The organism is Metabacillus schmidteae, assembly GCF_903166545.1.
GTDB lineage: Bacteria > Bacillota > Bacilli > Bacillales > Bacillaceae > Metabacillus > Metabacillus schmidteae.
Map to the genome: position 1 here is coordinate 1,813,397 of NZ_CAESCH010000001.1, position 12,929 is coordinate 1,826,325.

10 protein-coding genes are annotated in these 12,929 nt (G+C 34.8%); all 10 read left to right on the forward strand.

The window, feature by feature from the left end; translation table 11 throughout:
* The first annotated feature begins 138 nt into the window (after positions 1 to 138).
* The 10 genes from HWV59_RS08590 to HWV59_RS08635 all read left to right on the forward strand — a co-directional run bounded on the left by HWV59_RS08590 (position 139) and on the right by HWV59_RS08635 (position 12,882).
* Positions 139 to 1,896 carry a sensor histidine kinase gene (locus HWV59_RS08590; protein WP_175638622.1) on the forward strand — a complete coding sequence of 586 codons (1,758 nt, stop codon included), beginning with the start codon at positions 139 to 141 and terminating at the stop codon, positions 1,894 to 1,896.
* Positions 1,893 to 2,969 carry a response regulator gene (locus HWV59_RS08595; RefSeq protein WP_175638623.1) on the forward strand — a complete coding sequence of 359 codons (1,077 nt, stop codon included), beginning with the start codon at positions 1,893 to 1,895 and terminating at the stop codon, positions 2,967 to 2,969. Before HWV59_RS08590 ends, HWV59_RS08595 begins: the two co-directional genes overlap by 4 nt.
* An 85-nt stretch (positions 2,970 to 3,054) precedes the next feature.
* On the forward strand, positions 3,055 to 4,332 hold the full coding sequence (locus tag HWV59_RS08600) for an ABC transporter substrate-binding protein (protein WP_175638624.1): 1,278 nt from the start codon (positions 3,055 to 3,057) through the stop codon (positions 4,330 to 4,332).
* Positions 4,333 to 4,460: 128 nt separating this feature from the next.
* A complete protein-coding gene (locus tag HWV59_RS08605; RefSeq protein WP_102230211.1) occupies positions 4,461 to 5,405 on the forward strand; it encodes a carbohydrate ABC transporter permease in 945 nt (314 codons plus the stop codon).
* Complete coding sequence (locus tag HWV59_RS08610; protein ID WP_175638625.1) at positions 5,402 to 6,226, forward strand: carbohydrate ABC transporter permease; 825 nt, start codon at positions 5,402 to 5,404, stop codon at positions 6,224 to 6,226. The genes HWV59_RS08605 and HWV59_RS08610 overlap by 4 nt, the downstream gene beginning before the upstream one ends.
* Positions 6,227 to 6,250: 24 nt before the next feature.
* Positions 6,251 to 8,254, forward strand: coding sequence for a beta-galactosidase (locus tag HWV59_RS08615; RefSeq protein WP_175638626.1), 2,004 nt, complete (start codon positions 6,251 to 6,253; stop codon positions 8,252 to 8,254).
* 13 nt (positions 8,255 to 8,267) lie between these two features.
* Positions 8,268 to 9,593 carry a glycoside hydrolase family 30 protein gene (locus HWV59_RS08620; protein WP_407941569.1) on the forward strand — a complete coding sequence of 442 codons (1,326 nt, stop codon included), beginning with the start codon at positions 8,268 to 8,270 and terminating at the stop codon, positions 9,591 to 9,593.
* A 218-nt stretch (positions 9,594 to 9,811) separates the two neighbouring features.
* On the forward strand, positions 9,812 to 10,558 hold the full coding sequence (locus HWV59_RS08625) for a DeoR/GlpR family DNA-binding transcription regulator (RefSeq protein WP_175638628.1): 747 nt from the start codon (positions 9,812 to 9,814) through the stop codon (positions 10,556 to 10,558).
* Positions 10,559 to 11,164: 606 nt separating this feature from the next.
* Complete coding sequence (locus tag HWV59_RS08630) at positions 11,165 to 12,055, forward strand: carbohydrate ABC transporter permease (protein WP_235991813.1); 891 nt, start codon at positions 11,165 to 11,167, stop codon at positions 12,053 to 12,055.
* The gene (locus tag HWV59_RS08635; RefSeq protein WP_102230217.1) at positions 12,055 to 12,882 is read left to right on the forward strand and encodes a carbohydrate ABC transporter permease; all 828 of its coding nucleotides are present in this window, start codon (positions 12,055 to 12,057) and stop codon (positions 12,880 to 12,882) included. Before HWV59_RS08630 ends, HWV59_RS08635 begins: the two co-directional genes overlap by 1 nt.
* Positions 12,883 to 12,929 lie beyond the last annotated feature (47 nt).

Below are 12,929 nucleotides of genomic sequence, written 5' to 3' on the forward strand. Positions count from 1 at the left end.
GCTTTTTTGTTTTAGTAATAAAGTTGAAAAGAAACTTTACACCCCTATATTATATTGAACAACTTATCATTTATCATTAAAATAAAACCAATAAATGAAACCGTTTTATTTTGCGGAAAGACCTCAGGAGGTAAAATCATGCCATTTTCAACTAAGCTTAAATACTACTTAAATAGATATATCCTGGAAAGCATGCAAAGAAAGCTTATGGTAACACTGCTTCTTGTCATGATGGTCCCTTTATTAATTTTTATGTTGGTCTCAACACATATTTCCAGAGGTGCTGTGGAATCTTCGGAAATAAGCTCAAACCAATCTAGAATGGAGCTATCTAAGAGTTACATAGAAGAACAACTTAACTGGTTTGATGATTTTTTGTTTACAGCCCTTGTAGATGAAAATCTGGTTCCAAGTATAACCACAATTGATAATATTACGACGACAAATTCCTTTAATACGCAATCATACATTCAGGATAAATTATTTGCTTTGTATAACGGGAATGATCACATTCTTTCTGTTACCCTAACATCATATGAAGATAAGCTTTCATATAAGGTCGAACAAAGGGAGTTCTTCGTAACGAATATGAAAGCCTCTGCCCATCAAGTTGCTGGGAAGGATTCCATGTTTTCAGTTAATTCGTCCACAAAAAGTTTTACATTCGGTCGAAATATCTATCGTTTTGAAGATCAAAAACTAGTAGGCAGAATAGACTTAAAGGTATCCTTTGATTTTATTTCACCTATTGCAGGAAATCTTCAAAGTAATATGGAGGAATCGATTGTTTTAGTTGATTCAAAAGGAAACCAGCTTTTTACACTTGATGAAAATGGTGAGGTTGCCCTAAAAGATCTTTCCTCTCTATTAGATCAACAGCAAGAAATGAATTATTTTACTCTCAATCAAGATTATTATTTTTATCAGGAAATGATGGATAAGAGAATTGTATTAATAAAGGTTGTTCCTGAAGAAGTTATGATGGTCGGTTCAAAACATATTGGACAAACGGGTTTATTGATTCTCCTTATCTCGATTTGTTTTACCATTATTTTGTCTATATTTATTTCTAATCAAGTGGCAAAACCCATAGTTTTACTTACAAAAAAAATGGAGCATGTAGAAGAGAATAATTTTAACGTAAAAATTAATTCGAAACGAACAGATGAAATCGGAATTCTTCAAAGAAAATTTAAAGAAATGATTGATAGAATTAGAGATTTAATTGAAAAGGATTATAAGCGGGAAATGGAAAATCGAGATGCGCAATTTCTGGCATTGCAATCACAGATAAATCCTCATTTCCTATATAACACTCTTCAGGTTGTTTCAGGAATGGCCTTGAAAAAGGGAGCAAAGGAAATCTATGAAATGATCCAAAAATTAGGTGGAATGTTCCGATATATTACGAATAAACGAGGAGATCTTGTCTTTATATGGGAAGAGGTGCAACATTTACAAAACTACTTGTATATCCAGAAGGTTCGGTTTGGAGAGAATATTTCAATCGATTTATTTGTTGATGAGCAGGCAAAAGATGCTATTATCCCACTTTTAACATTACAACCTATTGTAGAAAATTCGTTTAAACATGGGTTTGAATCTCAAGTTGAAAAAGGATTTTTGAAAATTGATATCCAAAAGGTCTTTGATGAAATTGAAGTTGTTATAGAAGATAATGGAATGGGGATGACAGAGGAAGTATTACAACAATTGAAAGATAAGCTTTTAACTGACAGCTATTCGCATCATCGCAGTATAGGATTAAAAAATGTTGATACTAGAATGAAACTTTATTTTGGTAGAGAATATGGAGTTGAGATTACTAGCCAAAAATCTCAATTTACGAAGGTTTTAATTAGAATGCCTTATCAAAAAGGAAGTGAACATAAATGACAACTCTATTAATTATTGATGATGAAAGTTGGACAAGGGAAACGGTAAAAGCTTTAATTGATATGAATTCATTAGGAATAACAAAATTGATTGAAGCTACAAATGGTGAAGAAGCGATTAAACAAATTAACTCGGAAAGTCCTGACTTTATTATGACAGATATGAAAATGCCAGGTATAGATGGCATTAGATTGTTAGAGGTTATTGAACAAAAGTATTCTGATATTCCAACAATTGTTTTAAGCGGTTATCAAGACTTTGTTTATACAAGACAGGCGATTAAGTCTGGAGTTATTGAATATTTGCCAAAGCCTGTAGATGAAAACGAATTGAACGATGCACTGAAAAAAGCTGTTTTGGAAAAACAGAAAAAAGAACAAAAGCAGATTGGTTATCAATTCTTTACAGCGAAACAGCCTGAGGTACTTGATATGATTGAATCCTTTCGCCAAACTGTATCCTTTTCATTAAAAGAATTAAATGCAAAACAATTATCAGCAAGTATTCAGCATTTTATTGCAAAGATAAAGGATGAATTAAAACTTGATCCTTCGTTTACTATGTATCTTCATCAAGTGTTTCTTGTATTACTTGAAGAAACATTAAAGGAGCATAGAATAAAGCTTGAAGAGATAGGGTTGCAATGGAATGAAATAAAGTATAGTGAAAATCAATCATTAGAAAATGAACTTATGACACAACTGAGAATAGGTGAACAGCTAATTTGTAAAGTAGGAGAAATAAAAAAACAAAAAACAAAGATCAACTTGGATGATATTAAGCAGTATTTAAATGAACATTCTACATCTCCAAATATATCACTTGAGGTGATTGCTAAGAAATTCTATGTAAGTAAAGAATATTTAACGACTGCTTTCAAAAAGAAGTACGGATGTAATGTAACAGAGTATATTATCGCTACACGTATGGAAAAGGCGAAAGAACTAATTATGACGACTACATTGCAATATAAAACGATTGCCGAAATGATCGGGTATGAAGATGTATCGTATTTTTATAGAGTTTTTAAGAAATATTATGGATGCTCACCTGGGACAATTCGGAAAACTTAAAATAGTACAAATGTAAGCGTTAATATTTTCGATTTTTTTAAAAGTAAAAACCTATTAAGATAGAAGCATGAAAGGGGAGTTGGAAATGAAAAAAGCGCTTACATTATTGATTGCAACTGCATTATTCTTAGGAATTCTAGCTGGTTGCAGTGCTGGTGGCAGCAATTCTTCCGGTGATGGAGAAGGAAGTTCTGACAAAGTTGAGCTAAAAGTATTTATTGGACAGCCAAGATTTAAAGAGCAATATGAAACATACATTGATCAATTTATTGCGAAGCAAAAAGAAGAAAAAGGGCGAGATGTAACGGTAAAGCTTGAGCTTCCAAGTGTAAATGAAGCCGATCAATTATTAAAAACAAGACTTGCTTCAGGAGATAGTCCAGACGTATTCGCCATTCATGCTATTAATGATATCCCAGTTTATGATAAAGCAGGTTACTTAGAAGATTTATCAGGGGAACCTTTCGTAGAAAAATTATATGATACTGTAAAACCGATGGTATCTAGAGATGATCGAGTTCTTGCAGTACCTTTAGAAACACTTCAATGGGGCTTTGTTTACAATAAAGATATCTTTGAAGAAAATGGATTAGAAGTACCAAAAACGTTAACGGAAATGAAAGCGGTTGTAAAAGAGCTTGAAGATAAAGGAATTACACCTTTTATTAGAGCCTATAAAGATTCATATATACCACAATTATTCCTGCCTTTAACAGTAGGTGCACTTGAAAGTACAAGCAATAAAGGCTTTGTCGATTCAATGAATGCCGGAGAAGGATCTTTTGAGGATTTAAAGGGCATGTTTGACATTATTGACCTTGTTCATGCACATGGAACAGATCGACCATTTGAAGTAGGTCAAGACCAAGGAGCTGCTGCTTTCGCCAGCGGTCAAGCAGCAATGTGGGTTCAAGGACCATGGATGGCAGAATCTATGTTGGCAACTAATGAGAAGTTTAACTTTGGTGTTGCACCACTCCCAATCAATGATGACGAAAGTGCAACACTTATCAACTTGGGTGCATCAACATCACTAGCGGTTTCGAAAGAAAGTAAAGTGAAGGATGTAGCAAAAGATTTCATTAACTATATTCTTGATGATGAAGATTCCAGTGCTTTCTATGAAAGCTTAGGGTTTAATCCGCTTTCAACAGTTCACACATTTGAAACATACCCTTGGCTAGAGGAATCTTCTAAGTATGTAGAAGAAGGAAAAGTTTATCAAGATCCAACAATTCCATCTGCAGTTAAATCTGCATCTGAGAAGATGCTCCAGAGCTATTATGCTGACGATGCATCACAAGAAGATGTCATTGCTGAACTGGATCGCGCATGGGAAGAGTATAACAAAGTAAATAAATAATCAATCAATATAAGTGAAGGGCAGTTTCCAATAAACTGTCTTTCACTTTATAAAAATGGTTGGTAGAAGTTGAAATATCACATATACCTCTGAATAATATCTTCCAATAGAATCCTAGAGTGAAAGGAATGAGTAATGTGGCAGTAACAGAATTGAAGAGTCCGGCTAAGGAAGTTACCACTACGAAGAAAAAAGCGTTCAAGGACAATAGTCACTTACGATTAATCTTATTTGTTTTACCTGCGTTTATCTTCTATATCCTATTCCTTTTGATCCCAACAATTGGTGCTGGAGTTTATAGTTTCACAGATTGGAACGGTTTAAATAAAACGTATAATTTTGTAGGTTTTAGCAATTATATTGAGGCGTTTAAAGATGATTCAGCTTTTAGACATTCCTTCTGGTTTACACTAAAATACACCATTTTTGTCTTTGTCATTCAGAATGTTGTTGCTCTAGGATTAGCATTATTAATCGAAACAAGAACAAGATCAAAAGGGTTTTTTAGAACTATTTTCTTTATGCCAAACATGATCAGTTTAATTATCAGCTCATTAATGTTTTCATTTATCTTTACAAATGTTTTTCCGGAATTATCGAAGAAAACGATTTTCTCAATATTAGATCAGTCCTGGATTGGAGACCCAAAAGTTTCGTTTTACTCCATTGTAATCGTATCTTTATGGCAAGGAATTGGTTACATGATGGTCATTTATATGGCAGCACTTCAGGGGGTTCCTAAGCAATTAAAAGAAGCATCAATGATTGATGGGGCAAATGTGTTCCAACGTCTTAGACATGTTGTTATTCCAATGATCATGCATGCCATTACAATTTGTTGTTTCTTAACATTAAATGGAGCATTTAAAGTATTTGATGTGGTATATGCTCTTACACAAGGCGGCCCAGGTACATCTACACAGGTTATGGCGCTAAATATCTACGAGGAAGCATTCTCGAATAATTTCCGTTTTGGTTATGCAAACGCAAAAGCGATGATTCTGTTCCTCGTGGTCCTACTCATTACACTAATTCAAGTGAGTATCTTAAAGCGCAAGGAGGTTGAAGCATGAGGAAAAATCTTACTTCATCCATAGTGATCAACTTAATCTTAACTGTTTTTGCCATTATTTCATTCTTCCCAATTTATATGGCGTTTATCAATTCCTTTAAAACCCAAGGGGAGATCTTTACGTCAGTCTTATCATTCCCAACATCTTTTTCATTAGAAAACTATATTGGGGTTTTTACAGAGTTGGACCTATTAAGCAGCTCATTTAACACGCTAATAGTAACAGTTCTAGGATTAGCAGGAATTGTCATATGTGGTTCACTTGCCGGTTATAAGTTAGCCAGAACATCTGGAAAATTAAGCGCGCTTATTTTCACCCTCTTTATTGCATCAATGCTTGTTCCGTTCCACTCCATAATGATTACGCTAAGTCAAATGGCGAAAGGTTTAGGAATACAAGGATCCTTATCAGGTCTTGGTTTAATTTATATAGGTCTTGGGGTAAATATGGCGGTCTTCCTTTATCATGGGTTTGTGAAATCGATACCAAGAGAGTTGGAAGAGGCTGCTAAAATAGACGGCTGTAATGATATACAAATCTTTATTCGAATTATTTTTCCATTGTTAAAGCCAATTACAGCTACAATCTTAGTATTAAATGTTTTATGGCTTTGGAATGACTTCTTATTACCATTAATCATGCTAACAGATGTTAATAACTATACCCTTATGCTCTCAATCAATATGTTATTTGGTCAATATGTGGCAGACTGGCCAAAAATTTTAGCAGCTTTAGTCTTAACAGCTTTACCGGTTGTCGTGTTCTATGCGTTTTTCCAAAAATATATCCTTGAGGGTATTGCCGATGGAGCTATTAAGTAAGATGGAAAGGATGTTATGTAAGAGATGAATAAATTATTATACGGAGTTGCTTATTACGATGAATACATGCCGTATGAACGGCTTGAGACAGATATTCAAATGATGAAAGAAGCTGGAATTAATGTAGTGCGGATTGCGGAATCAACATGGAGCACACATGAGCCGCAAAATGGTGTATTTGATTTTAGCTCAGTAAATCGTGTATTAGATGCGATGCATTGTGCAGGCATTCACGTTATTGTTGGAACTCCAACTTATGCGGTTCCAACTTGGATGGTGAAAGAGCATCCGGATGTTCTGGCTGTTACGAAAAACGGACCAGGAAAATATGGGGCACGACAAATTATGGATATTACAAACCCAACGTATTTGTTTTACGCTGAGCGTATTATTCGAAGGCTTATGGAAAATGTAAAAGATCATCCGGCAATCATAGGGTACCAGATTGATAATGAAACAAAACACTATGATACAAGTGGACCGAATGTACAGCAAAGATTTATAAAATATTTAAAAGATAAGTTTAAAACAACAGATGCTTTGAATAAAGAATTTGGTTTCGCTTATTGGAGTAATGATGTGCATGCATGGGAGGATATGCCATCAACAGTTGGAACAATAAATGGAAGCTTTGGAGCAGAATTTTCAAAGTTTCAACGAAAAATTGTCGATGATTTTCTTGCATGGCAAGTTGATATCGTTAAAGAATATCGAAAAGAAGGGCAATTTATTACTCAGAACTTTGATTTTGAATGGAGAGGCTATTCATTTGGAGTCCAGCCTAATGTTAATCATTTCACAGCATCCCAACCTTTTGATATCACAGGAGTAGACATTTACCATCCAACACAAGAAGATTTAACAGGCATTGAAATCTCTTTTGGTGGAGATGTGGCAAGATCAACAAAGCATCAGAACTATTATGTACTTGAAACTGAGGCACAAGCCTTTTCACATTGGACACCTTTTCCTGGGCAATTAAGATTGCAAGCATTTAGTCATGTTGCATCAGGAGCAAATATGGTTGCTTATTGGCATTGGCATTCTATTCATAATTCCTTTGAGACGTATTGGAAGGGGCTTTTAAGTCACGATCTTCAACCAAATCCGGTATATCATGAAGCCAAAACAATTGGAGCAGACTTTAACCGTCTCTCACCTAAAATTATGAATTTAAAAAAGAAAAATAAAACAGCAATTCTTGTAAGCAATGAATCTCTTACAGGTTTGAATTGGTTTAAGTTTAAATATGACAGCGAACTGAACTATAACGATATTGTCAGACTAATTTATGATGAATTATATAAAATAAATGTGGAAGTAGATATCCTTCACCCAGGCTCTGAAAACTTTGATGAGTATTCTCTAATCATTGTTCCGTGTTTGTATGTTGCACCAGATGACCTTTTAGAGAAACTAAATCACTATGTTGAAAATGGAGGGCATGCAGTTTTTACGTTCAAATCAGGGTTCACAAATGATCATGTTAAGGTTAGAACAACTAGCCAACCAGGTATTATTGAAAAAGCATGTGGTGTAAACTATCAAATGTTTGTTGAGCCAAAGAATGTGAAGCTTGCAGGTAACCCTTATCAAGTAGAAGAAGAGAAAAATAGTGTCCACACATGGATGGAGCTTTTAACGCCAACAACTGCAGATACGCTGGCAAAATATGATCATCCGGCATGGGGAGAATATGCAGCTGTTACAGGAAATGAGTACGGAAAAGGCTATGCAACATATATTGGCTGTATTGTAACTAGCGAAATCATGTCCGGCATTCTCTCACAAGCTGTAAAACGAGCGGGAATATGGGGTGCAGAGCAAGAGATAGATTTCCCTCTAATTATAAAAAGTGGTATTAATGACGAAGGAAAAACAATCAAATATGTTTTTAACTATTCATATGATCAACAAGTAATTGAGTCTCCGTTTGCAGAAAGCACGGATTTATTATCAGACTCAATCTACAAATCTGGTGAAACGATCACAATTAACCCTTGGGACTTCAAAATTTTAGAGATGTAGTAGGGAGGACATGATGAGCTATACATGGATTTCAACAACAAGAAATCAATACTGGGAAGAAAAAGATGCCGTTATAAATGAAGAGAAGAAACCAAACTTAATCATTACTGATGAAAAGAAACGTGTTATTGATGGCTTTGGCGGTTGTTTTAATGAGCTAGGTTATGAAGCTCTTACTTTTTTGTCAGAGGAAGATCGCAACTCTGTACTAGACAATTTATTTTTACCAGATGGTGAATGTCAATTTAGTATTTGTCGTCTACCAATTGGTGCAAGTGATTATGCCCTTGAATGGTACAGTCATAATGAATCTCCGGATGACTATGAAATGAAGCATTTCTCAATTGAACGGGATAAGAAATATTTAATTCCATACATTAAAGAAGCGTTAAAACGAAATCCAAACTTAAAACTTTTTGCTTCACCTTGGAGTCCCCCTACTTGGATGAAATTTCCAAAAACCTATAATTATGGAACACTCCGGTGGGAACCTGAAGTATTACAGGCATATGCACTATATTTCGTGAAGTTTGTCCAGGCATACGAAGAAGAAGGGATATCCATTCACCAAATTCATGTTCAAAATGAAGTGGTTGCAGATCAAAAGTTCCCTTCTTGTAAGTGGACAGGTGAACAATTACGTGAGTTCATTGGCTCGTATTTAGGACCGGCTTTCAAAGAACACGGAATTGAAGCAGAGATTTGGCTTGGTACGATCAATGCACCAGAACCATGGGAAGAGTTAATGCATGGGACAACATCAGATTATGATGTATTCGCTCAAACCGTTCTCACAGATCCAAATGCCTATCAGTATGTGAAGGGTGTAGGCTATCAATGGGCAGGAAAATATGCTATTCAACGGACAGTTCAAAGCTATCCAGAGCTAAAATATATGCAAACAGAAAACGAGTGCGGAAATGGGTATAATACATGGGAATATGCACTTTATGTTCATAACTTATATCGTCATTACTTTGTAAATGGTGCAAATGCCTATATTTATTGGAATATGGTTCTGCAACCAAAAGGACGAAGCACTTGGGGATGGGAACAAAACTCAATGATAACGGTTGATCGAGATTCAAAAAGTGTGAACAACAATCCTGAATATTATGTAATGAAACACTTCTCACATTTTGTAAAGTCAGGGGCAGTTCGACTTGAAACATTAGGAGCTTGGACAGGAAACACAACAGCGTTCCAAAATCCAGACGGTAGTAAGGTTGTTGTGATAGCAAATCCAATAAAGGAAACTCGAGAGTTAATTGTTGACTTAAATGGAGAAAGAAGATGCTTTTTATTAGAAGCTGAATCGGTTAATACGATTGTTTTATAAGTTTTTATCTGTGTTGGTTTAACTAGAGTCTGTTCAAATCGGCATATAATTACTAATAAATGTTGCTACTTAAAGTTTCAACTCCTTCATTTGGGGAATTGAAGCTTTTTGTTTTATTGTAAGAAGGTTCTTTTAGGTTATGCATTTTCTTCTGATATTTTATATAATAAAAAAATAGATAATGACGAGATAAGATATAAGATCCAGGAGGAAACGGCTTGTTAATTTCTGAACGACATAAACTTATATTAGATGTATTAAAAGAAAAGGAACATGTTAAAATACAAGAACTTGTTGATTTAACTTCAACATCTGAATCTACATTAAGGCGGGATCTTGATCAATTAGAAAAGCAGAATTACTTAAAACGTGTGCATGGTGGCGCATCATTATTACAACGTAAAAGGTCTGAACCAAGTGTTTCAGAGAAAACAACGAAAAATCTAATTGAGAAAGAGAGTATTGCTCAATATGCGGCACAATTAGTATTGGATGGTGAATGTATTTATCTTGATGCAGGAACGACAACCTTTCAGATGATCCAATATTTAAAACAGAAGGATCTTGTTGTTGTCACAAATGGGACTGACCATCTTAATGCTTTGCTTGAAAAAGAAATTACAACCTATTTAATTGGCGGATTTGTTAAAAAGATAACAAAAGCAACAATTGGCCGTGCTGCATACGAAAGCATTAAAAACTACAGATTCGATAAATGTTTTGTTGGAACAAATGCCATTCATTATGAACTGGGCTTAACCACTCCAGATCCTGACGAAGCTCAAATTAAAGAAAGAGCCATTTCATTAGCGAGAGAAAGCTATATTTTAGCTGATCATACAAAGTTTGGAGAGGTGTCGTTTTCAAAGTTTGCAGAACTGGATCAAGTAAAGGTTATAACAAATGAAAACGATACGATTGAATTGGAAAGATATCAAAGAATAACTGAAATATTAAAGGTATAAGAAATATACCGGATGAAAACACTTCCTTTTATTAGAAAAAGGAAGTGTCTTTTTGTTGGGGGCTTTTAAAATGTAGTTATGGCATTCACTCATACCTTGCCCAGGTGAAGGACATAACCACCATGAAAACAGAGTCATATGTCTTTCATATCCGGGTGAAGGACATAGCCAGCATCAAAACAAAGACAAATGTCTTTCATAGTAAGGATGAAGGACATATCCACTACGAAACAAAGACAAATGTCTTTCATAGCAAGGATGAAGGACATATCCAGTACGAAAACAAAATCAAATGTCTTTCACAGCCAAAATGAAGGACATAACCACCATGAAAACAGAGTCATATGTCTCTCATCACCAAAGTGATAGACATTACACTCTTCAAAGACTACCATCTATTCCTTTATCCACACTCACCTTAGTATACACAATGAACAAAGGTCAAAATAGTGCACCTTTTTAGTCAATACAGTTGATAGTCTAATTGATGTAAGCGCTTTATACTTAGAGCAAGTAATCATTATCGTACTAGGTGGTGTTGATGAAGTGAGTGCCAAATTAAATACAAACACATTGGCGACAAAGGAAACACATGTTAAACACGAAATACAGACAAATAAGAGGCCAAAGCTGAAGAAGGCTTTAGGGTACGCAGCATTTGTTGGTCCAGCGGTATTATTTTTTGTCTTAATTCAAATTATTCCATTTTTCATGGGGGTATATTATTCATTCACATCTTGGAACGGAGTAAGTTCAGCAGTTGAATGGGTAGGGTTGGATAACTATATAAAAATCTTTACGGATGATCAAAAGTTCTTTAACTCATTTATTTTTACAACAAAGTTTATGTTAGCTGCAGTTTTAATTAGTAATATTATTGGTTTTGGTTTAGCCTTACTACTAAATGCAGCATTAAAAACAAAGAATATTTTACGAACTGTATTTTTCATTCCGAATGTAATCGGCGGTTTATTACTAGGTTTCATTTGGCAGTTTATCTTTGTTAAAGGGTTTGCTTCAATAGGTAATATGACAGATATAGGGTTCTTTAAATTACCATGGCTAGGCGATGAAGCAACAGCCTTCTGGGGAATTGTAATCGTTTTTGCTTGGCAAATTAGCGGATATATGATGGTTATTTACATTGCAGCTTTACAAGGTGTTGATACTTCCTTATTAGAAGCAGCAAAAATGGATGGGGCAACAAATTGGTCTTTATTAACGAAGATTATAATTCCGTTAATCTTACCTGCCTTTACAATTTGTTTCTTCCTGACAATCTCAATGGCATTTAAAATCTTTGACTTGAATCTTTCCCTTACAGGTGGGGGACCATTTAATTCAACAGAATCTGTAGCTATTAATATTTACCAGGAAGCATTTATGAATAACCGGTATGGATTGGGAACTGCAAAATCGATATTATTCTTTATCGTTGTAGCTGTGTTTACAACATTACAGGTTACATTTACGAAGAAAAAGGAGGTTGAAGCATAGTGAATAAAGGCTATACAAAAGGGACATTTTTATTAGAGATTCTTGCCATTATGCTTGCCTTGATCTTTTTGGTACCGTTTTACTTTGTAGTCATTAATTCAGTAAAAGGATTCTCCGAAATATTAATTGATGCAGCTGCATTACCTAAAGAAATTCTTTTTAGTAACTATACAAAGGTTTGGGATATTCTTAGCTTCCAAGATGCGTTTCTCAACTCGCTTATCATCACGGTATTGAGTATTGCTGGTATTGTTATTATTAGTTCAATGGCTGCTTGGAAAATGGTGAGAACACCTGGAAGACTAAGTAAAATATTGTTTATCTTCTTTGTATCAGCAATGGTTATTCCATTTCAAACGGTCATGATACCACTAATGAAATTAGGTGGTTCACTTGGGATTATGAACAGTATACCAGGAATTGTCATCATGTATTTTGGATTTGGAGTGTCACTCTCACTGTTTTTATACCATGGTTTTGTAAAGACAATTCCTATGGAAATTGAGGAATCTGCCAGAGTAGATGGCTGTACACAATTTGGTGTGTTCTGGAGAATTGTTTTCCCATTATTAAAACCTATAACTGTAACCGTTATTATCCTAAATGTATTATGGATTTGGAATGATTATCTATTACCGCTACTTGTATTGCAGGATGCAGAACTAAGAACCATACCGTTAGCGACAAGTTCATTCTTCGCTCAATATACGAAACAATGGGATATGGGATTGGCAGCATTAGTTTTAGGAATAGCTCCTGTTATTGTGTTCTTCTTATTCCTGCAAAAGCACATTATTAAAGGAATTGCTGCAGGATCAATTAAATAGTATATAATCTCATGGTTAGATGCCTAGTCATGCAGATTCATATAAAA

Bases quoted from the DNA above. Each gene is read 5' to 3' on its own strand.
- HWV59_RS08590 (WP_175638622.1), top strand. From the start codon at position 139: ATGCCATTTTCAACTAAGCTTAAATACTACTTAAATAGATATATCCTG.
- HWV59_RS08605 (WP_102230211.1), top strand. From the start codon at position 4,461: ATGAGTAATGTGGCAGTAACAGAATTGAAGAGTCCGGCTAAGGAAGTT.
- HWV59_RS08595 (WP_175638623.1), top strand. From the start codon at position 1,893: ATGACAACTCTATTAATTATTGATGATGAAAGTTGGACAAGGGAAACG.
- HWV59_RS08620 (WP_407941569.1), top strand. From the start codon at position 8,268: ATGAGCTATACATGGATTTCAACAACAAGAAATCAATACTGGGAAGAA.
- HWV59_RS08610 (WP_175638625.1), top strand. From the start codon at position 5,402: ATGAGGAAAAATCTTACTTCATCCATAGTGATCAACTTAATCTTAACT.
- HWV59_RS08600 (WP_175638624.1), top strand. From the start codon at position 3,055: ATGAAAAAAGCGCTTACATTATTGATTGCAACTGCATTATTCTTAGGA.
- HWV59_RS08615 (WP_175638626.1), top strand. From the start codon at position 6,251: ATGAATAAATTATTATACGGAGTTGCTTATTACGATGAATACATGCCG.